The 26,053-nt window shown below is 74.3% G+C and carries 28 protein-coding genes; 17 read left to right on the top strand and 11 right to left on the bottom strand.

All coding sequences use genetic code 11. The features are described 5' to 3' along the window. Positions 1 to 20 precede the first annotated feature (20 nt). Positions 21 to 1,046, top strand: a complete 1,026-nt coding sequence (gene ilvC, locus RDV89_RS01790) for a ketol-acid reductoisomerase (RefSeq protein ID WP_315730814.1) — start codon at positions 21 to 23, stop codon at positions 1,044 to 1,046. 121 nt (positions 1,047 to 1,167) lie between these two features. Here the strand turns inward: ilvC and RDV89_RS01785 are convergent, their stop codons facing one another. Both RDV89_RS01785 and RDV89_RS01780 read right to left on the bottom strand, forming a co-directional pair. Beyond that, entirely contained in the window at positions 1,168 to 2,004 is an 837-nt protein-coding gene (locus RDV89_RS01785; protein ID WP_315730813.1) for an ABC-2 transporter permease, read from the bottom strand. Then, positions 2,001 to 2,927 (bottom strand): ABC transporter ATP-binding protein, encoded by a 927-nt coding sequence (locus RDV89_RS01780; protein ID WP_315730812.1) that lies wholly within the window; start codon positions 2,925 to 2,927, stop codon positions 2,001 to 2,003. The genes RDV89_RS01785 and RDV89_RS01780 overlap by 4 nt, the downstream gene beginning before the upstream one ends. A gap of 109 nt (positions 2,928 to 3,036) precedes the next feature. Here RDV89_RS01780 and RDV89_RS01775 point away from each other — a divergent pair, with 109 nt between their 5' ends. Continuing rightward, positions 3,037 to 3,753: a DsbA family oxidoreductase gene (locus tag RDV89_RS01775; protein ID WP_315730811.1), complete on the top strand. Its 717-nt coding sequence runs from the start codon at positions 3,037 to 3,039 to the stop codon at positions 3,751 to 3,753. A 21-nt stretch (positions 3,754 to 3,774) separates the two neighbouring features. Here RDV89_RS01775 and yczR read toward each other — a convergent pair whose 3' ends face one another. Next, positions 3,775 to 5,262, bottom strand: a complete 1,488-nt coding sequence (gene yczR / locus RDV89_RS01770) for a MocR-like transcription factor YczR (RefSeq protein WP_315730810.1) — start codon at positions 5,260 to 5,262, stop codon at positions 3,775 to 3,777. Between the two features lie 61 nt (positions 5,263 to 5,323). Here yczR and yczE point away from each other — a divergent pair, with 61 nt between their 5' ends. After that, the gene (yczE, locus tag RDV89_RS01765; RefSeq protein WP_315730809.1) at positions 5,324 to 5,971 is read left to right on the top strand and encodes a membrane protein YczE; all 648 of its coding nucleotides are present in this window, start codon (positions 5,324 to 5,326) and stop codon (positions 5,969 to 5,971) included. Here the strand turns inward: yczE and RDV89_RS01760 are convergent. Further along, positions 5,968 to 6,537 carry an O-methyltransferase gene (locus tag RDV89_RS01760; protein ID WP_315730808.1) on the bottom strand — a complete coding sequence of 190 codons (570 nt, stop codon included), beginning with the start codon at positions 6,535 to 6,537 and terminating at the stop codon, positions 5,968 to 5,970. The two genes, yczE and RDV89_RS01760, sit on opposite strands and share 4 nt — an antisense overlap. Before the next feature lie 429 nt (positions 6,538 to 6,966). On the opposite strand from RDV89_RS01760, the gene RDV89_RS01755 reads away from it, so the two are divergent. The 4 genes from RDV89_RS01755 (at position 6,967) to RDV89_RS01740 (ending at position 11,003) form a co-directional block, all read left to right on the top strand. Further along, positions 6,967 to 7,092 carry a hypothetical protein gene (locus RDV89_RS01755; protein ID WP_315730806.1) on the top strand — a complete coding sequence of 42 codons (126 nt, stop codon included), beginning with the start codon at positions 6,967 to 6,969 and terminating at the stop codon, positions 7,090 to 7,092. 11 nt (positions 7,093 to 7,103) lie between these two features. After that, positions 7,104 to 8,195, top strand: a complete 1,092-nt coding sequence (locus RDV89_RS01750; RefSeq protein WP_315730805.1) for a 3-isopropylmalate dehydrogenase — start codon at positions 7,104 to 7,106, stop codon at positions 8,193 to 8,195. 117 nt (positions 8,196 to 8,312) lie between these two features. Then, positions 8,313 to 9,398 (top strand): branched-chain amino acid aminotransferase, encoded by a 1,086-nt coding sequence (locus tag RDV89_RS01745; protein ID WP_315730803.1) that lies wholly within the window; start codon positions 8,313 to 8,315, stop codon positions 9,396 to 9,398. A 57-nt stretch (positions 9,399 to 9,455) separates the two neighbouring features. Beyond that, positions 9,456 to 11,003 carry a M16 family metallopeptidase gene (locus RDV89_RS01740; RefSeq protein WP_315730801.1) on the top strand — a complete coding sequence of 516 codons (1,548 nt, stop codon included), beginning with the start codon at positions 9,456 to 9,458 and terminating at the stop codon, positions 11,001 to 11,003. 63 nt (positions 11,004 to 11,066) lie between these two features. Here RDV89_RS01740 and RDV89_RS01735 read toward each other — a convergent pair whose 3' ends face one another. Together RDV89_RS01735 and RDV89_RS01730 are read right to left on the bottom strand one after the other, a co-directional pair. Then, a complete protein-coding gene (locus RDV89_RS01735) occupies positions 11,067 to 11,921 on the bottom strand; it encodes an ABC transporter permease (RefSeq protein ID WP_315730800.1) in 855 nt (284 codons plus the stop codon). Beyond that, positions 11,918 to 12,931 (bottom strand): ATP-binding cassette domain-containing protein, encoded by a 1,014-nt coding sequence (locus RDV89_RS01730; RefSeq protein ID WP_315730798.1) that lies wholly within the window; start codon positions 12,929 to 12,931, stop codon positions 11,918 to 11,920. Before RDV89_RS01730 ends, RDV89_RS01735 begins: the two co-directional genes overlap by 4 nt. 123 nt (positions 12,932 to 13,054) lie before the next feature. Here RDV89_RS01730 and RDV89_RS01725 point away from each other — a divergent pair, with 123 nt between their 5' ends. The 4 genes from RDV89_RS01725 (at position 13,055) to RDV89_RS01710 (ending at position 17,821) form a co-directional block, all read left to right on the top strand. Continuing rightward, positions 13,055 to 13,456, top strand: coding sequence for an MmcQ/YjbR family DNA-binding protein (locus RDV89_RS01725; protein WP_315730796.1), 402 nt, complete (start codon positions 13,055 to 13,057; stop codon positions 13,454 to 13,456). A 38-nt stretch (positions 13,457 to 13,494) separates the two neighbouring features. Further along, positions 13,495 to 15,327, top strand: coding sequence for a serine/threonine-protein kinase (locus RDV89_RS01720; protein WP_315730794.1), 1,833 nt, complete (start codon positions 13,495 to 13,497; stop codon positions 15,325 to 15,327). A 221-nt stretch (positions 15,328 to 15,548) separates the two neighbouring features. After that, positions 15,549 to 17,198 carry a citramalate synthase gene (cimA, locus tag RDV89_RS01715; protein WP_315730793.1) on the top strand — a complete coding sequence of 550 codons (1,650 nt, stop codon included), beginning with the start codon at positions 15,549 to 15,551 and terminating at the stop codon, positions 17,196 to 17,198. A gap of 35 nt (positions 17,199 to 17,233) precedes the next feature. Next, positions 17,234 to 17,821 (top strand): NUDIX hydrolase family protein, encoded by a 588-nt coding sequence (locus RDV89_RS01710; RefSeq protein ID WP_315730791.1) that lies wholly within the window; start codon positions 17,234 to 17,236, stop codon positions 17,819 to 17,821. 1 nt (position 17,822) lies between these two features. Here RDV89_RS01710 and RDV89_RS01705 read toward each other — a convergent pair whose 3' ends face one another. Then, positions 17,823 to 18,437: a TetR/AcrR family transcriptional regulator gene (locus RDV89_RS01705; protein WP_315730789.1), complete on the bottom strand. Its 615-nt coding sequence runs from the start codon at positions 18,435 to 18,437 to the stop codon at positions 17,823 to 17,825. A gap of 130 nt (positions 18,438 to 18,567) precedes the next feature. Here RDV89_RS01705 and RDV89_RS01700 point away from each other — a divergent pair, with 130 nt between their 5' ends. Beyond that, the gene (locus RDV89_RS01700) at positions 18,568 to 19,119 is read left to right on the top strand and encodes an NADPH-dependent FMN reductase (protein ID WP_315730787.1); all 552 of its coding nucleotides are present in this window, start codon (positions 18,568 to 18,570) and stop codon (positions 19,117 to 19,119) included. A 140-nt stretch (positions 19,120 to 19,259) separates the two neighbouring features. On the opposite strand, the gene RDV89_RS01695 is transcribed toward RDV89_RS01700, so the two are convergent. Genes RDV89_RS01695 through RDV89_RS01685 form a run of 3 tightly spaced genes read right to left on the bottom strand, consistent with a single transcriptional unit; the run spans position 19,260 to position 21,241 of the window. Beyond that, positions 19,260 to 19,874 (bottom strand): energy-coupling factor transporter transmembrane component T family protein, encoded by a 615-nt coding sequence (locus tag RDV89_RS01695; RefSeq protein ID WP_315730786.1) that lies wholly within the window; start codon positions 19,872 to 19,874, stop codon positions 19,260 to 19,262. A gap of 10 nt (positions 19,875 to 19,884) precedes the next feature. Further along, on the bottom strand, positions 19,885 to 20,595 hold the full coding sequence (locus RDV89_RS01690) for an energy-coupling factor ABC transporter ATP-binding protein (protein ID WP_315730784.1): 711 nt from the start codon (positions 20,593 to 20,595) through the stop codon (positions 19,885 to 19,887). 7 nt (positions 20,596 to 20,602) lie between these two features. Next, on the bottom strand, positions 20,603 to 21,241 hold the full coding sequence (locus RDV89_RS01685) for a biotin transporter BioY (RefSeq protein ID WP_315730783.1): 639 nt from the start codon (positions 21,239 to 21,241) through the stop codon (positions 20,603 to 20,605). 129 nt (positions 21,242 to 21,370) lie between these two features. Here RDV89_RS01685 and RDV89_RS01680 point away from each other — a divergent pair, with 129 nt between their 5' ends. Beyond that, complete coding sequence (locus RDV89_RS01680; protein ID WP_315730782.1) at positions 21,371 to 21,952, top strand: TetR/AcrR family transcriptional regulator C-terminal domain-containing protein; 582 nt, start codon at positions 21,371 to 21,373, stop codon at positions 21,950 to 21,952. A gap of 103 nt (positions 21,953 to 22,055) precedes the next feature. Next, a complete protein-coding gene (locus RDV89_RS01675) occupies positions 22,056 to 22,244 on the top strand; it encodes a DUF5302 domain-containing protein (protein ID WP_315730781.1) in 189 nt (62 codons plus the stop codon). A 12-nt stretch (positions 22,245 to 22,256) separates the two neighbouring features. Here the strand turns inward: RDV89_RS01675 and coaA are convergent, their stop codons facing one another. Next, positions 22,257 to 23,240, bottom strand: a complete 984-nt coding sequence (gene coaA, locus RDV89_RS01670) for a type I pantothenate kinase (protein ID WP_315730779.1) — start codon at positions 23,238 to 23,240, stop codon at positions 22,257 to 22,259. A gap of 125 nt (positions 23,241 to 23,365) precedes the next feature. On the opposite strand from coaA, the gene glmS reads away from it, so the two are divergent. From glmS to RDV89_RS01655, 3 genes are all read left to right on the top strand, one after another. After that, positions 23,366 to 25,210, top strand: coding sequence for a glutamine--fructose-6-phosphate transaminase (isomerizing) (gene glmS / locus RDV89_RS01665; RefSeq protein WP_315730777.1), 1,845 nt, complete (start codon positions 23,366 to 23,368; stop codon positions 25,208 to 25,210). Between the two features lies 1 nt (position 25,211). Continuing rightward, positions 25,212 to 25,568 carry a holo-ACP synthase gene (locus RDV89_RS01660; RefSeq protein WP_315730775.1) on the top strand — a complete coding sequence of 119 codons (357 nt, stop codon included), beginning with the start codon at positions 25,212 to 25,214 and terminating at the stop codon, positions 25,566 to 25,568. A gap of 104 nt (positions 25,569 to 25,672) precedes the next feature. Beyond that, positions 25,673 to 26,038 (top strand): DUF7668 domain-containing protein, encoded by a 366-nt coding sequence (locus tag RDV89_RS01655; protein ID WP_315730774.1) that lies wholly within the window; start codon positions 25,673 to 25,675, stop codon positions 26,036 to 26,038. The last annotated feature ends 15 nt before the right edge of the window (positions 26,039 to 26,053 follow it).

The following is a 26,053-nucleotide window of genomic DNA, read 5'->3' as shown; positions in this document are numbered from 1 at the left end:
CCCAGAAGGAGAAGCCCGACGTGGCTGAGATCTACTACGACGACGACGCCGACCTGTCCCTGATCCAGGGCAAGAACGTCGCCGTCATCGGTTACGGCAGCCAGGGCCACGCCCACGCGCTCAACCTGCGCGACTCCGGCGTCGACGTCCGCGTCGGCCTGCCCGAGGGCTCGAAGAGCCGGGCCAAGGCCGAGGACGAGGGCCTGCGGGTCGTCACGCCCGCCGAGGCCGTGGAGGAGGCCGACGTCATCGTCGTGCTGGCGCCGGACCAGGTGCAGCGCCACCTCTACAAGGAGTCGATCGAGCCCCACATCGCCGAGGGCGACACCCTCGTGTTCGGCCACGGCTTCAACATCCGCTTCGGCTACATCGAGGCGCCGGCCGGCGTCGACGTCATCCTCGTCGCCCCGAAGGCGCCGGGACACACCGTGCGCCGCGAGTACGTCGCCGGTCGCGGCATCCCCGACATCATCGCGGTGGAGCAGGACGCCAGCGGCTCGGCCTGGGACCTCGCGAAGTCGTACGCCAAGGCGATCGGCGGCACCCGCGCCGGCGTCATCAAGACGACCTTCACCGAGGAGACCGAGACCGACCTGTTCGGCGAGCAGGCCGTGCTGTGCGGCGGCGTGAGCCACCTCGTCCAGGCCGGCTTCGAGACGCTGACCGACGCCGGCTACCAGCCGGAGATCGCCTACTTCGAGGTGCTCCACGAGCTCAAGCTCATCGTGGACCTCATGTGGGAGGGCGGCATCGCCAAGCAGCGCTGGAGCGTCTCCGACACCGCGGAGTACGGCGACTACGTCTCCGGCCCCCGCGTCGTCGACGCCGGCACGAAGGAGCGGATGAAGGGCATCCTCGCCGACATCCAGGACGGCACCTTCGCCAAGCGCTTCATCGACGACCAGGACAAGGGCGGCGAGGAGTTCAACCGCCTGCGCGCCGAGGAGGCCGGTCACTCGATCGAGAAGACGGGCAAGGAGCTGCGCGCCCACTTCTCGTGGCAGCAGACCGACGCCGACTACACCGAGGGCACCGCGGCGCGCTGAGCCGCCGCGTCCGGCGGGCGTACCGCGCGCACGTCCACGAGGCCCCCGGGACCAGCTGGTCCCGGGGGCCTCGTGCTGCGCGGGTGCCCGTCTCGGCGAGGGTCTCGGTGACGGCTGGGCCTCACTTCACCTCGGAGCGGCGCACGAACCACAGGCCCAGGGCCAGGGGCAGGACCAGCCACGGCAGCGAGGCGACCGCGAGCTGCGCCCACTGCTCGCCGTCGGGCCAGCCCTCGAAGAGGGCGGTCTGCGCGTAGCCGAAGTCGGCCCACGGCTGCAGGTCGGCCCACCACTCCTGGAACGCGGCCAGCGTCATCGAGAGGGTCGGCACGACGAACGAGAAGACGAAGTAGCCGACGATCGCGGCCGGCGAGCTGCGCAGCACCACGCCGAGCATGAAGCCGACCGCCATGCCGAGCAGGTTCGCGATCACGATCGACACGACGTTGGCGGCGCCGACGTCCCAGACCGGGCCGACGCCCGCCAGCCCCGTGCCCAGCAGCATCCCGAGGGCGCCGACGCCCAGGGCCACGAGCATCGAGACGACACCGACCAGCACGGTGACCACGGCCTTGGCCCCGATCACCCGTCCGCGCGAGGGCACCATCGTGAAGGTGGTGAGGCCGGTGCGCTGGCTCCACTCGCTGGTGACCGAGAGGATCGCCAGCATCGGCAGGACGATCGCCATCGGGATCCCGACGGCCGAGGAGAACTGCGCGTAGGTCAGGGCGGAGTCGGGCGCGAACGCGATGACGGCGCCGGTGGCGACGACCGCCAGCACCACGATCGAGACGCAGAGCCAGAAGCCGGCGCGGGTGTCGAAGGTCTTGCGGGCCTCGACCCCGACGAGCCGCGCGAAGGACGGCCGCCGGACGTCGGTGCGGCGGGGGCGGACGACGTCGGTCGGCGCCGGTGCCGCCGTCGCGGTGGCGGGGCGCGGTGTGGTGGCGGTGCTCATGCTGCTGCTCCTTCGGGGTGGGTGGCGTCCTCGCGCTGGGTGTCGGCGGTCAGCTGCAGGAACATCTCCTCGAGCCCGGCTCCGTCCGCGGCCTGCAGCCGGCCGAGGGGTACGCCCGCGGCGTGGGCGAGGCGGCCGACCGTCGTGCCGTCGGCCTCGACGCGCAGGGCGCCGTCGCCGAGGCGCACGACGTCGAGCCCGGCCCCGGCGCAGGCCCGGACGAGCGCGGCGCCGTCCGTGGCCTCGGCGGGCGCGACCACGGTGCCGGCCTGCTCGAGCAGCTCGGCCTTCGTGCCCTGCGCGACGATGCGTCCGCGGCCGATCACGACGATGTCGTCGGCGACCACCTCGATCTCGTGCAGCAGGTGGCTGGAGAGCAGCACCGTGCCGCCGTCGGCCGCGAAGCCGCGCAGCAGGTCGCGCATCCAGCGGATGCCCGCGGGGTCGAGGCCGTTGGCGGGCTCGTCGAGGACCAGCACGTCGGGGTCGCCGATCAGCGCGACCGCGATGCCGAGCCGCTGGCGCATGCCGAGCGAGTAGTCGCGCACCCGTCGGTCGGCCTCGGTGCGGGTCAGCGAGACGAGCTCGAGCATCTCCTCGACGCGGCGGCGGGGCAGCGCGGCGGTCTGGGCGGCGACGGCGAGGATCTCGCGCCCGGTGCGGCCGGCGTGCTGGGCGGACGCGTCCAGCAGCACCCCGACCTCACGGGGCGGGTTGGGCAGTGCGGCGAAGGGCACGCCGCACACGGTGGCGGAGCCCGAGCTGGGCGGCGTCAGGCCGACCATCATCCGCATAGTCGTCGACTTCCCGGCGCCGTTGGGGCCGAGGAAGCCGGTCACGCGCCCGGGGCGGGCGCTGAAGGTCACGTCGTCGACGGCGCGGTGCGCGCCGTACGTCTTGGTCAGTCCCTGGACTTCGATCATGGGGCGAGCCTGTCCGTCGCAGGTGCCGGTCGGCATCGGGGACGGACCCTGGCCCGACCCCCGTCCGACCCCGGGGAACAAACCGGGGTGGGCCGGGGGTTGGGGCGGCGTGCGCATCGAGATCTGGTCCGACGTCGTGTGTCCCTGGTGCTTCATCGGCAAGCGGCGGCTGGAGGCGGCGCTGGCCGACTTCCCCCACGCCGACGAGGTCGAGGTCGTCTACCGCAGCTTCGAGCTGGACCCCTCGGCGCCGCTGCACGGCACCGAGCGCACGGTGGACGCGCTGACCCGCAAGTACGGACCGCAGGCGCCCGCGATGATGCAGCAGGTCGACCAGATCGCGCGGGAGGAGGGCCTGGCGTTCCGCCAGGACGAGACCGTGCACGGCAGCACGGCGGCGGCCCACCGGCTGCTGCACCTCGCGCTCGCCGAGGGCGGTCCCGCCCAGCAGCGCGACCTGAAGGAGACGCTGCTCTCCGCCTACTTCGAGCAGGCCCGCAACGTCTCGGACCCCGCCGAGCTGCGCGACGTCGCGGTCGGTGCGGGGCTCGCGGCCGACCGGGTCGACGAGGTGCTGGCGAGCGAGGAGTACGCCGACGCCGTGGCCGCCGACGTGGCCCGGGCGCGGGCGTACGGCGCGACCGGCGTGCCCTTCTTCGTGCTCGACTCGAAGTTCGGGATCTCCGGTGCCCAGCCCACCGAGGTCTTCGCGCAGGCGCTGCAGCGGGCGTGGGACGACGCGCGTCCGACCCTGGTCGACGTGACCGGTCCCGCCGACGGCGGCGAGGTCTGCGGCCCCGACGGCTGCGAGGTCCCGCAGCGCTGAGCGCGCCGCACCTCGGGCGGCTCAGGCGACGAGCACCGGCGCCGCAGGTCGTCCGGAGCCGCGGGGCTCGTCGCCGTCGACCTCCGCGGCGGCCGCGGCGAGACGGCGTACGCCCCGCTCCAGCTCGTCGGGCGGCGCTACCCACGGCAGCCGCACGAACCGGTCGAGGCCGCCCCCGGGCGCGAACTGCGGCCCGGCCGAGACCGCGACGCCGCGCCGCTCGGCGGCCAGTGCCACGGCGCTGGCGTTCGGCGCGGGCAGCTCGCACCACAGCACCATCCCGCCCCGCGGCACCGTGAACCGCCAGGCCGGGAGGTGCTCGCGCACCAGTGCCACCAGGTGGTCGCGCTGGGCGCGCAGCCGCTCGCGCTGGGCCCTGACCACCTCGGGCCAGGTGGCGAGCAGCCGGGTCAGCACCAGCTGCTCGAGCACCGGCGCCCCGAGGTCGAGCCCGAGCCGGGCCTCGACGAGCTCGGCCGTCGCGGCGGTGGGCATCCGCAGCCACCCGAGCCGCAGGCCGCCCCACACGGCCTTGCTGGCGCTGCCGATGCTGATGGCCTCGGGGGCGTGCGCGGCGAACGGGGCGGGCATCGGCCCGTCGTCGAGCAGCAGGTCGCGGTGCGACTCGTCGACGACCGGCACGGCGTGCGCGGCGCGCAGGTCGGCCGCGAGCCGCTCGCGGCCCGCGTCGTCGAGCAGGTGGCCGGTCGGGTTCTGGAAGTCGCAGATCAGGTACGCCGCCCGGGGCGCGGCCTGGCGCAGCGCCGCGGCGTACGCGTCGAGGTCCCAGGCCGTGGGAGCGACCGGGGCCGTCGCGATCCGGGCGCCCGCGTGGCGCAGCGCGTGGACGGCGTTGGGGTAGACGGGGTTCTCCACCAGCGCCCGGTCGCCGGGACCGAGGACCGCCTGCGCCACGATCGCCGTGCCGGCCAGGGCGCCGGCGGTGACCACGACCTGGTCGGGGCTGGTCGGGACGCCGCGGCGCTCGTAGAGCGCGGCCACCGCCTCGGCCAGGCAGGGCAGGGCGGTGGGGAAGTAGCCGTGCCCGCCCAGATACGCCGGCAGGTCGCCGACCGCGGCGGCGTAGGCCTCCGCGACCCCCGGCGGTGCGCTCCCGGCGGCGCAGACGAGGTCGACCAGGTCGTCGTCGCCCAGCCCGCCCCGGTCGCCGAGGCCGTCGGCGCGCGGCACGGTGCGGGTGGGCCGCGGGGTCAGTGCCCGGTCACGGGCCCGGTCCGGTCCGCCGGGCACGTGCGCGAAGGTGCCCGCGCCGCGGCGGGTCACGGCGTACCCCTGCTCGACCAGCAGCGCGTACGCCCGCGTGACGGTGGTGCGCGAGACCCCCAGCGCGGTGGTGAGCTCGCGCTCGCTCGGCAGGCGGGCGCCGAAGGGCACGCGCCCGTCGCCGACGGCCAGGCGCAGGGCCTCGGCGAGACCGAGGTAGGCCGGCGAGCGGTCGAAGTCGCCGAGCAGCGTGGCCATGCGGGAGGCGGAGACGAGGGGGGCCATGGAGGCCACTGTTCCAGAAGTGGCTATTTGGTGGAAGGCCAATCAGGCGCAGAGTGCTCCCATGAGCACGCTCGTGGACCTGGGACCCGTCGCCCAGCTGCGCGCCGGCCGGCTGCCCCGCCGGCTGGTGCAGATGACGGTCGGACTGACGCTGTACGGCATCTCGCTCGGCATGCTGGTCGCCGCGGCGCTCGGCACGGCGCCCTGGGACGTGCTGCACGCGGGCATCGCGACCCACGTCCCGCTGACCATCGGGCAGGTGCTCACGCTGGCCAGCTTCGTCGTGCTCCTCGGCTGGATCCCGCTGCGCGAGGTGCCGGGGATCGCCACCCTCGCCAACCCCGTCGTGCTGGGGCTCGCCGCCGACGCCACGATCGCGGTGCTGGGCGACGTCACCGCGCCGGTCGAGCGGGTGGCGCTCATGGTCGGTGGCGTCGTGCTCTGTGCGTTCGCGACGGCGCTCTACATCGGTGCGCAGCTGGGCCGCGGCCCGCGCGACGGCCTGATGACGGGCCTGGTGCGCCGCACGGGTGCCTCGGTACGCCTCGTGCGCACGGCCATCGAGGTGTCCGTGGTGGTCGGCGGCCTGCTGCTCGGCGGCGTCGCCGGCGCGGGGACGGTGGTCTTCGCGCTCGCCATCGGCCCGTTGACCCAGTTGATGCTGCCGCGGCTCGTGGTCGACCTTCCCGGGCGCGGCCCGGCCCTCTAGCGCCGCGTCGCGACCACGGCGGAGGCGTCGGAGGCGACCATCACCTCGACGGCGGTGAACCGCTCGTCGGTGAGCCACTGCTCGCGCAGCGTGTCGACGCGGCCGTAGGTGATCGGCGGCCAGAGCTCGCAGGGCACGAAGTCGTCGAGCACGACGATGCCGCCCGGCTCGACGAGGTCGGCGATCTTGTCGACGGCCACCGACGCCGGGTCGCCGGAGTCGAGGAACAGCAGCGAGAACGGGCCCTTGTCGCCCAGGGTCGACCAGTCGGCGGCCAGCACCTCGACCTGGGCGTCGTCGACGAAGATCTCCGCCGCCGCGCCCGCGAGGCGCTCGTCGAGCTCGGCGGTCAGGATGTGCGCGTCCTCGCCCCGCAGTCCGCTGCGCAGCCACGCGGTGCCGACGCCGCACCCGGTGCCGAACTCGGCCATCACGCCGCTGCGCGTGGCCGCGAGCGCGGCGAGGAGTCGACCGGTCTCGTTGCGGCAGAAGGACACGTAGCCCGCGCGGCGGGAGACGGCGAACGCTCGCGTGACGATGTCGGGCAGCTCGGGTGGGGCACTCACCCGCCCGAGTCTGCCATCCACGGACCCACGTCTCAGATGGTGAGCCAGTTCACGAACCCTGCTGCGTGGTCGCAACGTCGGTCGTAGCATCGTCGGCACCATGCGGAGCGTCCTCGTACTTATCGAGTGCCGCGGCGAGGCCCACTGAAGGTGAGGCCACCTCGCCGCGGTGTTCGGCGTTGACGTCCTACCGGCCTCACTGGATCCCCGATCCAGCCCCTCGCTCCCACCCCCGAGCAGCAGGTCCGGACCGGGCTCGACGCCCCGCGGCGGTCGCGCAGGCACTCCTCGCGTGATCCGCAGCTCCGCCTGGTCTCCTCCCTGGTGATCCTCAGGGTCGACACAGCCCCGCCCGGGGCGTCGCTCACCGGCTGACCCGCCGGTCGTCCACCCGCACCAGCAGATCACCGCATCCCTGAGGAGACCGCCATGTACGACATGTATCCCGAGTGGGGCCCCGCCAGCCACGACCCCCGCAACCCGCACAGCCACGAGGCCGTGCAGGCCGCGCTCGACCTGCGGGACACCCGCGGCGAGCGTCCCGACGACAACTAGGCTCCGTGCCCATGACCTCCTCCGACCCGACCTTGGGCGCTCCTGGTTCGCTGCGGCTCGCCGTCATCCCCGGCGACGGCATCGGTCAGGAGGTGACGGCCGAGGCCCTCAAGGTCCTCGAGGCCGCCGCGCCCGCCGGCGTGAAGTTCGAGCCCACCCGCTACGACCTGGGTGCGGAGCGCTACCTCGCGACGGGCGAGGTGCTGCCGGACACGGTGCTGGAGGAGATCCGGGCGCACGACGCCATCCTGCTCGGGGCCGTCGGCGGCAAGCCCGGCGACCCGAACCTGCCCCCGGGCATCCTGGAGCGCGGCCTGCTGCTGCGACTGCGCTTCGAGCTCGACCACTACGTGAACCTGCGCCCGTCGCGGATCTTCCCCGGCGTCACCTCGCCGCTCTCGGAGGCCGTGCTGGCGAAGGGCGACATCGACTTCGTCGTCGTCCGCGAGGGCACGGAGGGCCCCTACACGGGCAACGGCGGCGCCATCCGCGTCGGCACGCCCGCCGAGACCGCCACCGAGGTCTCGCTCACGACGGCCTTCGGGGTCGAGCGCGTGGTGCGCGACGCGTACGCCCGCGCGCAGCAGCGCCGCAAGAAGCTCACGCTGATCCACAAGACCAACGTGCTGACCTACGGCGGCGCCATCTGGACCCGCATCGTCCGCGAGGTCGGCACCGAGTTCCCCGACGTCGCCGTCGACTACCTGCACATCGACGCCGCCACCATCTTCATGGCGACCGACCCCGCCCGCTTCGACGTGATCGTCACCGACAACCTCTTCGGCGACATCATCACGGACCTCGCCGCCGCCGTGACCGGTGGCATCGGCCTCGCCGCGTCCGGCAACGTGAACCCGGACCGCACGGCGCCGTCGATGTTCGAGCCCGTCCACGGGTCGGCGCCCGACATCGCCGGCCAGCAGCTGGCCGACCCGACGGCCGCGATCCTGTCGGCGTCGCTGCTGCTCGACCACCTCGGCCACGCGGACGCCGCGCGCACCATCGAGGACGCCGTGATCGGCGACCTGGCGGCGCGCGCGGGCGCCGAGGCGCGGCGTACCAGCGAGGTCGGCGACGCGATCGCCGTCCGAGTAGCCGGCTGACGCCCGCCACGACGACCACCCACGTCGCGACGCCGGGCCCCCACGGGGTGCCCGGCGTCGTCGTATTTCCGCTCCCGGCCTGACGCCGCACCCATCCGAAGGACTACCGTGCGCACCATGCAGATCAGCACCACCCCCAACCCGAACCCGGTCGACGACGCTCGCCTGGCCGAGATCCTGGCGGCGCCCGGGTTCGGCACGCACTTCACCGACCACATGCTCACGGTCGAGTGGACGCCCGAGAAGGGGTGGCACGACGAGCGGATCACGCCGTACGGCCCGCTCGTCCTCGACCCCGCGACCGCGGTCCTGCACTACGCGCAGGAGATCTTCGAGGGCATGAAGGCCTACCGGCACGCGGATGGGTCCGTGTGGCTGTTCCGCCCCGAGGCGAACGCGGAGCGGATGGAGCGCTCCTCGCGCCGGCTCGCGCTGCCCGTGCTGCCGCCCGCCGACTTCGTCGCGACCGTCGACGCGCTGGTGCGCGCGGACGAGCGCTGGGTCCCGGACGGCGAGGGGGAGAAGAGCCTCTACCTGCGCCCGTTCATGTTCGCCTCGGAGACGTTCCTCGGCGTGCGGCCCTCGCAGCACGTCACCTACATGGTCATCGCCTCCCCGGCCGGCGCGTACTTCAAGGGCGGCGTGCGCCCGGTCAGCCTGTGGCTCACCGAGGAGTACACCCGCGCGGGCCGCGGCGGCATGGGCGCCGCCAAGACCGGCGGCAACTACGCCAGCTCGCTGGTCGCGCAGCAGGAGGCCGCGGCCCACGGGTGCGACCAGGTCGTCTTCCTCGACGCCCAGGAGGGGCGCTACGTCGAGGAGCTCGGCGGGATGAACATGTACTTCGTGCACCGCGACGGCTCGATCACGACCCCCGAGACCGGCACGATCCTCGAGGGCATCACGCGCAGCTCGATCATCGACCTGGCCGGCAAGCTCGGCCACCCCGTCACCGAGCGCCGCTTCTCCATCGACGAGTGGCGCGACGGCGTGCTCAGCGGCGACATCGTCGAGGTCTTCGCGTGCGGCACGGCCGCGGTCGTGACCCCGGTCGGCGCGCTGAAGTGGGACGGCGGCGAGGTGCCGTCCGCGACGGGCGACGCCGAGGGCGGCCCCGTCACGACCACGGTGCGCCAGGCGCTCGTCGACATCCAGTACGGCCGCGCCGACGACACGTTCGGCTGGATGCACCGGGTGGTCTGAGCCTCTCGCCTGAAATCGCCTGCGCGGGCGGCGGGGGCGGACATAGGCTCCGCGCCCATGTCCTCCTTCGCCGCCACCGGTGACGCCACCGCCCAGGTCCCGCCCGTCGCGACCGTCCTCGGTCCCTTCGAGACCGAGCACCAGGGCGTGCCGCTGTGCTGGGTCGAGGCTCCGGGAACGGTCGTCGGCGGCCTGACCTTCGGCGTCGGTGCCGCGGACGAGCCGGCCCACCTGGTCGGCATCACGCACCTCGTCGAGCACCTGCTGTTCCGCAGCATGGGCACGACGAACCTGCGGGCCAACGCGGTCACCGGCGTCGACACGGTGACCTTCTTCACCGTCGGCACCGTCGACGAGGTGGTCGACTTCCTCCACGACGTGGCGCGGGCCGTGCGCGAGCCGCGCTTCACCGAGGCGGACCTCGAGCGCGAGCTGCACGTCGTGCGGGCCGAGCGGCCGAACGGCGTCGACGCCGTGCCCGGGCTGCTGACCCACCGGTTCGGCCTCGGCGGCCCCGGCAACGCGGCCGCCGGCTGGCCGGCGCTGCCGGCCGTGACGCTCGACGAGGCACGCGGCTGGGTCGCCCGCTGGTTCGTGGCGCAGAACGCGGCGCTGACGCTCAGCACCGCGCCGCCGGCCGACCTCGACGTGCGACTGCCCGCCGGTCGTCGTCCGAGCCGCACCGAGCCGGTGGAGCGCGTCCGCGTGCCTACGCTGGTCGCGACCCCGAAGGCCGGCGTCGGGATCTCGCTCCTCGTGCCGGCCGAGCACGCCGACCTGCTCGCGGACTGCCTGCTGCAGGAGGTCACGACCGAGCTGCGCACCCGTCGGGCGCTGGTCTACTGCGTCGACACCGAGACCGTCCCCGTCGGGGCCGACCGCTGCCAGGTCGAGCTCCTGCTCGACCCCCTCACCGCCGACGTGCCGGCGGTCGCGGAGGGCGCCGTGCTCCTGCTGCGGCGCCTCGCGCACGACGGCTTCGCGGCCGAGGTCCTCGCCGAGGCGGTCGACGCCCTCGCCGCCGGGCGCGGTCTGCTGGACGAGCCGCTGCAGCGGCTCGGACGCTGGGCGGACGCCGCCGTCATCGGTCGCCGTCCGCCCCCGGACCCCGCGGACGAGGTCGCGCGCGCCCGCGCGGTGACCTCGGCCGACCTCGCGGCCGTCCTGGCCGGGGCCCTGCCGACCCTCGTGGTCGCGCACGAGGAGGACGCACCCGTGGAGGAGCGGGCCTCGGCGCTGGGTCTCGAGGTCGACGACGGGCTGCCCTTCGAGGAGACCCGCGACCGGGTGCCCCGCGGTGTGCGGATGCGCCGCCCCCGCGGTGGCGGCCCGCGTCTGGGTGTCGACGCCCACCACGTGTGGGGCCGCGTGGGCGGCACGGCACGGCGCATCCCCCTCGCCGACGTCGTGCTGGTCGTCGTGGACGAGGACGCGGCCGTGCTGGTCGTCGACCGGATGGGGCGGGCGCTGGCGCTGCGACCCGAGCAGTGGCCGCGGGCCGAGGCGATGGCCGAGCAGATCGCGGCCGGCGCGCCCGACGCGGTCGTCCGCCGCGCGGTGTGGCCGGACCGCGGCCGCTCGCGCTTCCGCCGCTCGGGTCTCTGACCGGGCCGGTCGCGGATGCGACGACGCGCCCCCGCACCACGCGTGCGGGGGCGCGTACGCGTCTCACTTGCGGTTGTAGAGCCGCATCGTGACCGGGCCGAACACGGCGACGAAGCCGGCGCTGACGGCCAGCACGGTGGTGACCTCGCCGGCGTCCGGCGTGCCCGCGCACAGCGAGCGCACGCAGTCGACGACGAGCGTGATCGGGTTGACCTGCACGAACGCCTCGAGCCAGCCGGGCATCGTCGAGGGGTCGACGTAGGTGCTCGAGAGGAACGTGAGCGGCATCAGCACCATCATGCTGACCCCCATCACCGACTTCTCCGAGCGCAGCAGCAGGCCGAACATCGTCCACACCCACGAGAACGCGAAGCAGAAGAGCAGCAGCACGGCCACGCCGGCGGCGACGCCGAGCACACCGCCGTCGGGCCGGAACCCCAGGACCAGGCCCATCGTCACGATCACGACCGCCGCGACCAGGTAGCGGAAGAGGTCGCCGAGCAGGTAGCCGACCATCGGCGCGGGCCGCCAGATCGGCAGCGTGCGGAACCGGTCGAACACGCCCTTCTCGATGTCGGTGTTGACCGAGACGCCCGTGTACATCGTGATCATCGCGATGCTGGCGACGAGGATGCCCGGCAGGAAGAACTGCAGGTACGCCGTCGTGGAGCCCGCCAGCGCGCCTCCGAAGAGGTACGTGAACATCAGCGTCATCATGATCGGGAACAGCGTGACGTCGAACATCTGCTCCGGGACGTGCTTGATCTTCAGCACCGCGCGCCAGCCGAAGGTCATGGACGCCGACCACGCGCTCGGGCGGGACGGTGCGGGCTCGGCCAGCAGGATCCGTGCGATGTCGGCGGTGGCGGGGGAGCCCGTCGCCGGCGCGGTGGTGGGCGTCGCGTCGGTGGTCGTCATGCCGCACGCTCCTCGTCGGTGGCGGGATGGTCGGTGAGGGCGAGGAAGACCTCGTCGAGGCTGGGCTGGCCGAGCGAGAAGGTGTCGACGACGATGCCCGCCTCGGCGAGGGCCCGCAGCGCGGCCGCCGAGCGGTCCGCGGCCAGCGCGGTCGCCGCGTCGCCCGCGTCGCTCGAGCCGGGCTCGCCCGGCTCGATCCGCACGGTGAGGGCGACCGGGTCGCTCTCCCGCTGGGCGGGGGCGCCGAGGATCTCGGCGAGCAGGCCCGCCGCCTCCTCGCGACGCTCGGCGTCGCGCAGCCGCACGTGCACCGAGCCGAGCCCGACCGACGCCTTGAGCTCGCCCTTCGTGCCCTCGGCGATGACGCGGCCCCGGTCGATGACGGCGATGCGCGAGGCGAGCTGGTCGGCCTCGTCGAGGTACTGCGTCGTCAGCAGCACGGTGGTGCCCTGGGCGACCACGGCCCGCACGATGTCCCACACCTGGTTGCGGCTGCGCGGGTCCAGGCCGGTGGTCGGCTCGTCGAGGAACAGCAGGCGCGGCGTCGAGAGCAGGCTGGCGGCGATGTCGAGGCGCCGGCGCATGCCGCCGGAGTAGCTCTTCGCCTGCCGCCCGGCCGCCTCGGCCAGCCCGAAGGCCTCGAGCAGGTCGCCGGCGCGGGCGCGGGAGCGGGCCTTGGAGTGGCCGAGCAGCCGGCTGAGCAGCACCAGGTTCTCGGTGCCGGTGAGGTCCTCGTCGACGGAGGCGTACTGGCCCGTCAGGCTGATCAGGCTGCGCACCCGGTCCGCCTCGCGGGCGACGTCGTGGCCGAAGACCCGGGCCTCGCCGCCGTCGGGGCGCAGGAGGGTCGCGAGCAGCTTGACGGTCGTCGTCTTCCCGGCGCCGTTGGGCCCGAGCAGGCCGTAGACGGTGCCCGGCGCGACCGTCAGGTCGACGCCGTCGACGGCGCGGTTCTCGCCGAAGGTCTTGACGAGGCCGTGGGCCTCGATCGCCGGCGGTGAGGTGGTCACGGTCGGTCCTCTCGTTCCGGTGGCCGCCCGGGGGCCCGGGACGGCGTTCGGGGGTGCTGACCGGCGCCGTGCCCCGAACTCATCGGCCGGTCGACGGGTTGGCGGGCCGGGGAGGCTGGTGGCGTGGCGCACGTGATCCCGTACGACGACTCGCACCCCTGGTTCGAGCGCGTGCGCGCGCTGGCGCGGGCGTACCCCCGGGTCACCGAGGACGACTCGCACGGCCGCCCGACGTTCCGCGTCGGCCGGGTCTTCTGCGTGCTCGGCAACGAGGAGCGGCGGCCCGACGGCTCGCGGGTGCCGCGACCACGGTCGCTCGCGGTGCGGATCGACCCCGTCGAGCTGCCGGCCCTCGACGCCGACGACCGGTTCTTCGAGCCGCGGTTCTGGTACGCCCACGGGTGGCGCGGCGTGGACCTCGACCCGGGACGGGTGACCTTCGAGGAGGTGGCCGAGCTCGTCGACGCCTCGTACCGGCTGCTCGCGCCCCGCGGCGCCCTCGCCGAGCTGGACGCGCGCGGCTGACGCGGTTGGGAGGCCCGCCCGCGGGTACATTCGGCGCCGTGCCGACGACCGCGCCCCCGGACCCCGCGCGCCCTCCCGAGGGCCTGCGCGTCGGTCCGTACCGCCTCCTGACCCGGATCGGGGAGGGCGGCATGGGGGTCGTGCACCTCGCCCAGCGACCGGGCGGACCACGGGTCGCGCTCAAGGTCCTGCGCCCCCACGTGGTCGGCGACGACGAGGCCCGCTCCCGCCTGGCGCGCGAGGTGAACTCGCTGAGCAGGGTGCGCTCGAGCCGCGTCGCCCAGATCATCGACGCGGACCCGTGGGCCGAGATCCCCTACGTCGCGACCCGCTACGTCCCCGGCCTGAGCCTCCACGACCACGTCAAGGAGGAGGGCCCGATCGAGGGCGCCGAGCTGGTCCGGTTCGCGGCCGAGCTGTGCGCCGCCCTCGACGCGGTGCACCGCGTCGGCGTGCTGCACCGCGACGTCAAGCCCTCCAACGTGCTGATGGAGGGCCGCAACCCGGTGCTCATCGACTTCGGGCTCGCGCGTGTCGCCGACGACCCGAAGCTCACGCACACGGGCTGGCTGCTGGGCACGCCCGGCTACCTCGCGCCCGAGATCCTCTACGGCGAGGACGCGGCGCCCGCCGCGGACGTCCACGCGCTGGCCTCGACGATCGCGTACGCCGGCCTCGGCCGCGCCCCCTTCGGTCGGGGCCCGGCGATGGCCGTCATGGACCGGGTGCGCCGCGGCCAGCACGACCTCGACGGGCTGCCCGACGACGTCCGCGCCGTGGTCACCCGGGCCCTCGAGCCGGACCCCCGGCGCCGACCCACCCTCGCCGAGCTGCGGGGCTGGCTGGACCCCTCGACGCTCGACGCCTCGACCCGCAGCCGGCCCGCCGTGGGTGTCGTCGCCGCCGGAGCCGCCGCCGGCGTCGCCGCGAGCGCGGCGGCGACCACGCTGCGCTCGCCGGACCCGGTCGCCACCCCTGCCGAGCCGGCGGTCTCGCCCCACGCGGGCACGCAGGTGCTGCCGCCGGTCGGCGACCCGCCCGAGGGGCGCACCAAGGTGCTGCCGCCGTTCGAGCAACCGACGCTGCCGCCCCCGCCCGCGGCGCGCGAGCCGTACCGGCAGCCGCCGCCCCCGGCGTACCCCGCCCGTCCCGCGCCCCAGCAGCCCCCTCGGCAGCCGCCCCCGCAGGCCCCGCAGCAGCAGCGACCGGCCCCGCAGCCGTACGTCGCGCCGTACCCGCCGGCCCCGGAGCGGCGCAGCGCCGTGGTGCGGTTCCGCTCGGGCGTGCTGGCCCTGGGGCTCGGCACGGTGCTCACCTCGTGCGCGGTGCTGGCGCCGTGGCTGACCCTGGCCGGCACCGCCGGTCTCGTCCTCGTGCTGCGGGCGGTCTCGCTCGCGGCCAGCGCCGGGCGCAACCGGCGCGAGCGACGCGGCCAGCAGCACTGGTCGGACGGGCCGCGCGTGGTGGTGGCCACGCCGTGGTACCTCCTGCTGGCCCTCCCCGGAGCCCTCGCGCTCGTCGTGTGGTCGGTGATCCTGGCGCTGAGCGCGGGGCTGCTGGCCCTCGCCCTGGGGGCGGGGGAGGCCGCGATCCTGGCCGCGGCCGGCGCCGTGTTCGCCCTGGCCACCTGGACGGGGCCGGGAGCCTCGCGGGTCCGCGGACCGGTACGCGTCGCGACGGACGCCGTCGCCCGCCCCGCCGCCCTGTGGCTCGCGGCCGTCGCTCTCGTGGCCGCGGCCGCGGCCGGCCTCGTGCTGGTCGCCGACCAGCAGGGTCCGGCCTGGTCGCCGGCCGCCGACGCCCCCGCGGCCCCCTCGTCGCCCCAGCAGCTGTGGGACGACGCGGTCGACCGCGTCGCGTTCTGGCGCTGACGGACGCAGGAGACGCCCCGCCCGATCCGTGGCACACTGGCCGGGTGCCCACCACCGTCGTGATCGTCATTACCTAGCGCGTCCCGAGCCTCCGGACGCGCCGACCTCTCGTGACCCGAGAGGTTTTTTCATGCCCGGACGCCTCGTGACGCGCGCCGCCGTGCCCGGCCGGACCCGTCCGGTCGGCTGCCCGACCGCACCCACGAGACCCGAGGACCACGATGACGAACGCCCCCACCGCCACCACCGGCCCGACCGCGCCCACCGACCTGCAGGGCGCCTTCCACGTCTACGACACGACGCTGCGCGACGGCGCCCAGCAGGAGGGTCTCAACCTCTCGGTCGGGGACAAGCTGGCGATCGCGCGGCTGATCGACGAGCTGGGCGTGGGCTACGTCGAGGGCGGCTGGCCCGGCGCGAACCCGAAGGACACCGAGTTCTTCCGCCGCGCGCGCACCGAGCTGCAGCTGCACCACGCCCGCCTCGCCGCCTTCGGGTCGACCCGGCGCCCCGGCGCGGTGGCCGCCGACGACCCCCTGGTGGCCGCGCTGCGCGACTCGGGGGCCGGCACGGTCTGCCTGGTGGCGAAGTCCCACGACCGCCACGTCGAGCTCGCGCTGCGCACCACCCTGGCCGAGAACCTGGCGATGGTGCGCGACACCGTCGCCCACCTGCACGGGGAGGGCCTGGAGGTCTTCGTCGACGCCGAGCACTTCTTCGACGGCTTCCGGCGCGACCGGGCGTACGCCCTGGAGGTCGTGGCCGCCGCGCTCGACGCGGGCGCGGGCCTGGTGGCCCTGTGCGACACGAACGGCGGGATGCTGCCGCACCAGGTCGGCGAGACGGTGGCCGACGTGGTGGCCGCGACCGGCGGGCGCGTCGGCATCCACGCCCACAACGACACCGGCTGCGCGGTGGCGAACTCGGTGGCGGCCGTGCAGGCCGGGGCGACGCACGTGCAGGGCTGCCTCAACGGCTACGGCGAGCGCACCGGGAACGCCGACCTCGTCGCCGTCGTCGCGGCCCTCGAGCTCAAGCTCGGTCGGCCGGTGCTCCCCGCCGGCCGGCTGGGGGAGGCGACCCGGATCGCCCACGCGGTCGCCGAGGTCACGAACGTCCCGCCGGCCTCGCGCCAGCCCTACGTCGGCACGTCCGCCTTCGCCCACAAGGCCGGCCTGCACGCCAGCGCGATCAAGGTCGACCCCGACCTCTACCAGCACATGGACCCCGCGGGCGTCGGCAACGACATGCGCCTGCTGGTCTCCGACATGGCCGGTCGCGCCTCGATCGAGCTCAAGGGCCGCGAGCTGGGCTTCGACCTGTCCGTGGACAGCACCGAGGGCAAGGAGCTCGTCGGCCGGGTCACCGAGCGGGTCAAGGTGCTGGAGTCGCGCGGCTACACCTTCGAGGCGGCCGACGCCTCGTTCGAGCTGATGCTCGTCGAGGAGGTCGCCGGCGCCCGCCCGGCCTACGTCGACGTCGAGTCGTGGCGGGTGATCACCGAGAGCCGCGCGGGCGGCGAGGCCGTCTCGGAGGCGACGGTCAAGCTGCACGCCGGCGGAGCGCGGATCGTGGTCACGGGGGAGGGGAACGGGCCCGTCAACGCGCTCGACCAGGCGCTGCGCACGGCGATCGGGCGCGCCTACCCGGAGGTCGAGAAGTTCCGGCTCATCGACTACAAGGTCCGCATCCTCGACCAGGGCCACGGCACCGACGCGGTGACGCGGGTGCTGATCGAGACCTCCGACGGCGAGTCGTCGTGGGTGACGGTGGGCGTCGGCGCCAACGTGGTCGAGGCCTCTTGGGAGGCCCTGCTCGACGGGTTCACGTTCGGCCTGCACCGCCGCGGCGTGCTGCGCCCCGGGTCGTGACCGACGCGCGTACCCCTGCCTGGCAGGATGCGCGCATGACCCTCTTCGGTGCCCACGAACCCGAGCGCGAGCCCACCCCGGGGGTGTTCGGCGTCGACGACCAGGCCCGGCCCGGCTGGCTCTCGCAGGAGGGCCTCGCGGAGACGCGCGGGCGGGTGCCGATCCTCTACGTCGAGGCCGTCCCGGTGCGCGTCGACCACCTCGGCCAGGTCGAGCAGGTCGGCGTGCTGCTGCGCGCCTCCTCCGACGGTCGCCTGACCCGCAGCCTCGTCTCGGGGCGGGTGCTCCTCGGCGAGACCGTGCGCCGCGCCCTGCTGCGCAACCTCGAGAAGGACCTCGGCCCGGCGGCGCTCCCCCAGCTGCCGGTGAGCCCGACGCCGTTCACGGTGGCGGAGTACCTGCCGCTGCCCGGCGTGTCGGCGCTGCACGACCCGCGCCAGCACGCGGTCGCGCTCGTCTTCGTGGTGCCGGTGACGGGCGAGTGCCAGCCGCGCCAGGACGCGCTGGAGCTGACCTGGCTCACGCCCGAGGAGGCGCTGGCCCCCGAGGTGCTCGGCGACATGGAGGGCGGCCGCGGGCTGCTGGTCCAGCAGGCGCTCGCGCACCTCGGCACGCTGCGCTGAGCTAGCCCCGGGCCTGGTCCCGGGCCCCGACGACCCGGTCGGCGAGGTCGCACCACGCGGCCTCCAGCCGGGCCACCGGCAGGTGCTGCACCTCGATCTGCGCCCGCAGCAGCGGCACCTCCAGGGGCGCCAGCAGTGCCGCGGCGAGCAGCGGCAGGTCGCCCTCGACCCCGAGCTCGACCAGCAGGTGCCGCACGTGCAGGACGCCGAAGGTGTACGCGGCGTGCGAGCGGCCCCCGCCGGCCGCCTCGATGAGGTCGATCCGCTGCAGGGTCGCCGCCAGGCGGGCCACGCCGAACGCCCGCAACCGCTCGTACGCCGGGGCGCCCGGCCCCAGCGGCGGCGGGCCGGACATCACCGAGGTCTGGAAGTGCGCCTCGGACTCGTCGAGCACCGCCGTCATCACGCCGCAGCGGTTGCCGAAGCGGCGGAAGATCGTGCCCTTGCCGACGCCCGCCTCGGCCGCGAGGCGGTCCATCGTCACGGCCTGGGCGCCCTCCTCGGCCACCATCCGCGCGGCGGTGCACAGCAGAGCGTCGCGGTTGCGCGCGGCGTCGGACCGCACCCGGGGCTGGTCGGCCATCGGGAGCGCGAACGGCTCGGCGGGGGTGGTCACGGGGTCCAGGGTAGACGATCCCCGATGAAACGGACTATGGTCCGGGAATGGATTCGGACCGAGGTCCGTTTCGAACCGTCGACTGGCCGCCCCCGGGGCGGCCGCGCCCACGAGCTCCGAGGAGACCCACATGAGCACCACGCCCGTCCGCGTCCTGGCCCTGGTCGGCAGCGTCCGCACCGGCTCGGTCAACCGCCGCCTCGCCGAGCTGCTGGCCGAGCGTGCCCCCGAGGGGGTCGAGGTCGCCATCGCCGAGGGCCTCGCCGACCTGCCGTTCTACGACGACGACGTCGACGCCGCCGGCGCCCCCGCCGCGGTGACCCGCGTGCGCGAGCAGATCGCCGCCGCCGACCGCGTCCTCTTCGTGACGCCGGAGTACAACGGCCGCATGCCCGCCGTGCTCGCCAACGTCATCGACTGGGGCTCGCGCCCCTACGCCGCCGGCGCACTCAAGGGCAAGCCGGTGGCCGTCGTCGGCGCCTCCTTCGGTCGCTTCGGCGGGGTGTGGGCCCACGACGAGGCCCGCAAGTCGGTCGGCATCGCCGGCGGCGTCGCCATCGAGAAGGGCCTCTCCGCCACCCCGACCACGCCCGACCTCGCCGGCGACGAGCAGCTCGTCGCCGACGCCCTCGCGGTGCTCGCGGACCTCGTGGCGCACGAGGGCGAGACCGTCGCGGCCTGACGCACCGCGCGTACCGGGGAACGGCCCGGGGAACGGTCCGAAGAAAACGCGGACCGGCGGCGGGAGAACGCGGACGGAGAGGCCCGGGGAGGCGATCTCCGTCCGCGTTTTCTCGTGTGCGGCGCCGACCCGGGGCCGGGTCAATCGTCGCCGACGCCGCGGGCGTGCAGCGCCTCGCCGGTGGCCCGGGCGTGGGCGACGACGCGGATGACGAGCGGGGTGAGGTACGCCCGCGGGTTGCGCTCGAGCCCGCGGGCCCGCGCCGCCTGCCGCGTCTCGCGGGCCAGCTCGAGCACGATCGGGATGCCGCGGATCATCAGGGAGAAGGCCAGGCCCACCAGCTCGGGGCGCAGGCCGAACCGGTCCAGCGGTCGGGCCAGCCGCGTGATCACGTCGATGATCTCGTCGACCGGCGTGGTCACGGTCAGGACCGTGGCGAGCAGCACGAGGGAGCCGAGCGCGCCGACCACGGTGAAGGCCTGCTCGGGTCCGCGTTGCCACGACTGGTAGGCGGCGAGCAGGCCGAGCATGCCGACGAGGCCGCGCAGGACGCGGAGCAGGTGGCGTACGCGGACGCGGGCGACGAGCAGCAGCGCCACCGCGAGCGCCAGCAGTCCCAGCGAGGTCTCCCACCGCCGCGCCACCACGGTGACCAGGCTGAGCGCGGCGAGCCCGCCCAGCTTGGCGCCGGCGGGCAGGCGGTGCAGCACGCTCCGGCCGGGCTGGTAGGCCCCGAAGAGGTCGGTCGCGGACACGGTCGTCGCCTCAGCGCGTCGCGGCGACGCGGGCGCGGTACTCCGCCACCACCGCCGCCGGGTCGCCGTCCGCCACGACCCGGCCGTCGGTGACCAGCAGCGCCCGGTCGCAGCGCTGCGCCAGGTCGAGGTCGTGGGTGGCGAGGACGACCTGCTGGGGCAGCCCGAGCAACGTCTCGGCGACGAGCGCGGAGTTGGCCAGGTCGAGCAGGGTGGTCGGCTCGTCGGCGACGAGGACGTCGGGGTCGGTGGCCAGCACGCCCGCGAGGGCCACCAGCTGGCGCTGCCCGCCCGAGAGCGTGTGCACGCTGCGGTGGGCCAGGTCGGCGAGGCCGTAGTGGGCGAGCGTCGCCAGGGCGGCGTCGGTGCGGGCCTGCTTGCTGCGGTGGTGGCGGCGCAGCGAGAGCACCACGTCCTCCAGCACGGTGGGCATCACGAGCTGCGCCGACGGGTCGGTGAACGCGAACGCCACGCGACGGCGTACCTCCCGGCCCTTGCGCGCCACGTCGAGCCCGTCGACCACGACCCGCCCGGTGGTCGCGGCGACGAGGCCGTTGAACAGGCGCGCCAGGGTCGACTTGCCCGAGCCGTTGGGGCCGACCAGCGCGACGCGACGCTCGGTCAGCTCCAGCGTCGTGGGGTGCAGCACCACCACCTCGTCGCTCTCGCCGCCCGGGGTCGGTGCGGTGACCCCGGCGTCGACGAGCTCGATCCGGCTCACGCGGGGCTCACGCGGAGGTGGCGGCCGGGTCGGGGGAGTCCGCCCGGTCGTCGGCGGTGCGCCGCGGACGGGCCAGCAGGTCGGGGAACGCGCGGTGCACGGAGGTGGCGACCAGGGCCATCAGGATGTTCTTCACGATGTCGCCGGGGAAGAACCGGGCGTCGAAGAGGAACGCGTCGAGCAGGTCCATGTCGGCGCGCCAGGCCAGGTTGAGCGGCCCGAGGGTGTGCACGAAGGCGAAGCTGCTCAGCAGGCCGGCGGTGAAGACCAGGGTGAAGTCGGTCGCCCGCCGGCGGTTGAGACGGACGATGAGGCCGACGAGCGCGGCCGCCAGGGGGAAGGCCACCAGGTAGCCCGCGGTCGCCCCGGTGAAGTGGCCGATCCCGGCGCTGCCGCCCGAGAAGATCGGCAGGCCCGCCGCGCCGCCCGCGAGGTAGAGCGTGACCGCGAGGAAGCCGCGCACCGGCCCGAGCACCGCGCCGGCGAGCAGCACCCCGAAGGTCTGCAGGGAGAACGGCACGCCCAGCCCGGTCTTGATGTCGGGCAGCACGGCCGTCGCCGCGATGAGCGCCGCGAACGCGGCGACGAGCGCGACGTCCATGGCGGTCGGCGGGGCGACGAGGGGGGTGCGGGCTCGGGTGCTCATGCGGAAGCTCCTGGGGTGCGGACCTGAACGGTGGTCAGGTGAACGGCGTTCAGGTTAGGGTCGTGCCCGGGTCCCGTCAACGTCGGCCCGGACGACAGCCCCCTGAGGACAGCCCGAGGAGGAGAGCGCATGGCCGCTGGTCGCTACCACCGCGCCGAGGTCGTCGCGCGCGCGGTCGAGGTGCTCGACCGCTACGGGCTCGCCGACCTGTCGATGCGCCGCCTCGGCGCCGAGCTCGGCGTGCAGCCCAGCGCACTCTACCACCACTTCGCGACCAAGCAGCTGCTGCTCGCCGCGGTGGCCGACGAGATCCTGGCGCGCCGTCCGGTCGAGGACCTGCCCGACGCGTGGGACGACCGCGTCGCCGCGGTGTGCCGGGCGACCCGCGACGCCATGCTCGCCCGGACCGACGGCGCCGACGTCGTGGCGACGGCGTACGCCTTCGGCCTGGGCGCCCGGGCCCCCTACGACGCGCTGGTGGCCGCCCTGCGCTCGGCGCCCGGCGCGGACGAGGAGGTCGTCGGGGTCGGCGCCCGCACCCTGCTGCACTTCGTGCTGGGCCACGTCGCCGACGAGCAGACGCACCTGCAGGCCGCCAGCGCGGGCGCGATCGAGGACGCGCCCCGCGACGGCAGCGAGTTCGACGTCGCGCTCGGCATCGTGCTCGACGGGCTGCGGGTGCGCATCGGCACGGCGGTCGCGCCCGGCTGAGCCGCACCGCCACGGGCCGCGACGGAAATCCCTCGACCGGCGGGGGAGCGCGGTGGCAGGGTGGCCAGGGCAAGCCGTCCGCAGCGAGACCCTGGAGGCGACCATGACCGGATCGACGAACAGTGCCAGCGACGACGTGAAGGCGAAGATGCGCGAGGCCCTGCGGCGCAAGCAGGCGCACACCCACCCCGACGACTCGGTCGGTGGCGACGGCAAGGCCCACGGGCCCGAGGTCGTCGGCGGTGCCGCGCCGCAGATGCACCGCCGCAAGGCGGGTGGCGGCGGCTCCTGAGCCGCCCCGGGCTCAGAGCTTGCGCATCCGCACGTAGCGCACCGAGTGGTCGCGGTCCTTGCGGAGCACGAGCGTCGCGCGCGAGCGGGTCGGCAGCACGTTCTGCGTGAGGTTGGGTCCGTTGATCGCGTTCCAGATCCGCGTCGCCTCGGCGACCGCCTCGGGCTCGGTGAGCGAGGCGTACTTGCGGAAGTACGACGCCGGGTCCTGGAACGCGGTCTCGCGCAGGCGCAGGAAGCGCTCGACGTACCAGCGCTGGATGTCGCTGGTCGCGGCGTCGACGTAGACGGAGAAGTCGAAGAAGTCGCTGACCGCGAGGCCGGTACGCCCGTCGTCGCGCGTCGTGGCCGGCTGCAGCACGTTGAGGCCCTCGACGATGACGATGTCGGGATGGCGCACGACGACCTTCTCGTCGCGGCGGATGTCGTAGACGAGGTGCGAGTAGATCGGCGCCTCGACCTCGTCGCGGCCGGACTTGATGTCGACCACGAACCGCATCAGCGCCCGGCGGTCGTAGGACTCCGGGAAACCCTTGCGCCCCAGCAGCCCGCGGCGCTCGAGCTCGGAGTTGGGGTAGAGGAAGCCGTCCGTGGTCACCAGCGCCACGTTGGGGTGCTCCGGCCAGCGGGCGAGCAGCTCCTGCAGCACGCGGGCCGTCGTGGACTTGCCGACCGCCACCGAGCCCGCGACGCCGATGACGAAGGGCGTACGCCGGGGCTGCTGGCGCCCGAGGAACTGCTCGGTGCGCCGGTGCAGCTGGCCCGCCGACTCGACGTAGAGGCTGAGCAGCCGCGAGAGCGGCAGGTAGATCTGCTGCACCTCCTCGAGGTCGAGGTGGGTGCCGAGGCCGCGCAGCCGGCGGATCTCGTCGTAGGTGAGCGGGTTGGTGCTCGCCTGGGCGAGGCTCGCCCAGGTCGCACGCTCCAGCTCGACGTAGGGCGAGGAGGGGTCGCGGCTGCCGTCAGCGGTCGCGAGCACGTCGCCGAAGGCAGACATGGCGGGCATTGTTGCAGGACGGTCACCGCAGCGTGACGCAGACCTCGCCGCGCGCCACGACGCGTACCGGTGCGCCGCCCCGCGCGTGCCGGTTCCACCTCGCGAGCGCCGTAGACTCACCACCCATGTGCGGAATCGTGGGCTACGTGGGCGGCCAGTCGGCGCAGGGCGTCGTGATCGAGGGTCTGCGGCGCATGGAGTACCGGGGGTACGACTCCGCCGGGATCGCCCTGGTCAGCGACGGGACGCTCGCGGTGCAGAAGCGCGCGGGCAAGCTGGCGAACCTCGAGAAGGCCATCGACGAGGTGGCGCTGCCGGAGACGACGATCGGGATCGGGCACACGCGCTGGGCGACCCACGGGGCGCCCAACGACGTCAACGCGCACCCGCACGTGGGCGCCCACGGCCGCCTCGCGGTCGTGCACAACGGCATCATCGAGAACTTCGCGGCCCTGCGGAAGCGGATCGAGGACGAGGGCATCAGCGTCGTCTCCGAGACCGACACCGAGGTCGCGGCGCACCTGCTGGAGCTGCAGCTGGAGTCGGGCGAGGACCTGACCACCGCGATGCAGCGGGTCTGCTCGCGCCTGGAGGGCGCGTTCACGCTGGTCGCGGTCGACGCGCTGGACCCCGACCGCGTCGTCGCCGCGCGGCGCAACTCGCCGCTGGTGGTGGGCCTGGGCGAGGGGGAGAACTTCCTGGGCTCGGACGTCGCGGCGTTCATCGAGCACACCCGCGAGGCGCTCGAGCTCGGCCAGGACCAGGTCGTCACGATCACCCGTGACGGGGTGCAGGTGACCGGTTTCGACGGCACGCCCGCGGAGGGCTCGCGCTACCACGTCGACTGGGACCTCTCGGCCGCCGAGAAGGACGGCCACGACTGGTTCATGCGCAAGGAGATCTTCGAGCAGCCCCGCGCGGTGGCCGACTCGCTGCTGGGCCGGATGAGCCCCGAGGGGCTGCTGCAGCTCGACGAGGTGCGCCTGTCCGACGACGAGCTGCGCGAGATCGACAAGATCATCATCATCGCGTGCGGCACGTCGTTCTACGCCGGCATGGTGGCGAAGTACGCCATCGAGCACTGGTGCCGGATCCCCGTCGAGGTCGAGCTGGCCAGCGAGTTCCGCTACCGCGACCCGATCCTCAACTACTCGACCCTGGTCGTCGCGATCAGCCAGTCCGGCGAGACCGCCGACACCCTGCAGGCGATCCGTCACGCCCGGGTGCAGCGCTCCAAGGTGCTCGCCATCTGCAACACCAACGGCTCGACCATCCCGCGCGAGTCCGACGCGGTCATCTACACCCACGCCGGCCCCGAGATCGGCGTGGCCTCCACCAAGGGGTTCCTCACCCAGCTGGTCGCCTGCTACCTCCTCGCCCTCTACCTCGCACAGGTCAAGGGCACCCGCTACGGCGACGAGGTGCACCAGGTCGTGCGCCAGCTCGAGGCCGTCCCCGCGCAGATCCAGGACGTGCTCGACCGCGCGGAGGACGTGTACGCCCTGGCGCGGGAGTACGTCGACGCCTCCTCGGTGCTCTTCCTGGGCCGCCACGCCGGCTACCCGGTGGCCCTCGAGGGCGCGCTGAAGCTGAAGGAGCTGGCGTACCTGCACGCCGAGGGCTTCGCGGCCGGCGAGCTCAAGCACGGCCCGATCGCGCTGGTCGACGACGGCCTGCCGGTGCTGTGCATCGTGCCGAGCCGGGGCCGGGACCACCTGCACGACAAGATGGTCTCCGGCATCCAGGAGGTCCGCGCCCGCGGCGCCCGCACGATCTGCCTCGCCGAGGTCGGCGACACCGCGATCGAGCCCTACGCCGACGTGCTCTTCCGCCTGCCCAAGGTGCCGACGCTGCTGCAGCCGCTCGTCGCGACCGTGCCGCTCCAGCTCTTCGCCTGCGAGCTGGCCACCGCCAAGGGCCACGACGTCGACCAGCCGCGCAACCTCGCCAAGTCCGTCACGGTGGAGTGACGTGCCGATCGTCGGCGTCGGGGTCGACGTCTGCGAGGTGGGACGCTTCGCGGCCTCGCTGGAGCGCACGCCCGCGCTGAGGCAGCGGCTGTTCACGCCCGCCGAGGTCGCCGGCCGCTCGCTCGAGTCGCTCGCGGCCCGGTTCGCCGCGAAGGAGGCGCTGGCCAAGGCGCTGGGCGCACCGGGAGACCTCGCGTGGCACGACTGCGCCGTGCTGCGCGGGGACGGCGAGCCGCCCCGCTTCGAGCTGAGCGGCACCGTGCAGGCGCGGGCGGCCGCGCTCGGCGCCCGCAGCAGCCACCTCTCGCTGAGCCACGACGGCGGCATCGCGACGGCGTTCGTGGTGCTGGAGGGCTAGTCGGTCGGGTCGTTGCGCCGGCGCGCCGCCGCGGCGCGGGCCCCGCGGGGGGCTCGCCAGCAGTGGGCTGGCCAATCGTGATCGGCCCAGCCAGGATCTGGGTCGTGAACCTCGACGATGACGACGAACGCCCCGTCCCGGAAGCCTGGCGGTCCGCGATATCCGAGCTCGTCGAGTGCCTCGTGGTGCGGGACAAGTCGCTGGTGTCTTCGATTCCGCAGGTCGAGCCAATCTCGTGGGACACGTGGAACGCTTGCCTGTCCTACATGAAGGAGTACGGGGGCACTCTCGTCACGCTGCCGCAAGCCGCATGGCTCACGTCGGTCGCCATTCGGTACGACGAGGAGTGGAGGTGTCTGGTCGACCTGTGGACATCGGAGGAGGGGCAAAGCGACCTGGTCCTCGACATCCGTGTCATCGACTTCCCGGATCGGTTCGAGATCGCGGTGCACGCGATCTACGTGCCCTGAGCAGCGGTACGACAC

The sequence above is a fragment of the Nocardioides imazamoxiresistens genome (assembly GCF_032378595.1).
GTDB lineage: Bacteria > Actinomycetota > Actinomycetes > Propionibacteriales > Nocardioidaceae > Nocardioides > Nocardioides imazamoxiresistens.
Note: the sequence above shows the minus strand (reverse complement) of the source record. Positions and strands in the feature narration are given on the sequence as shown.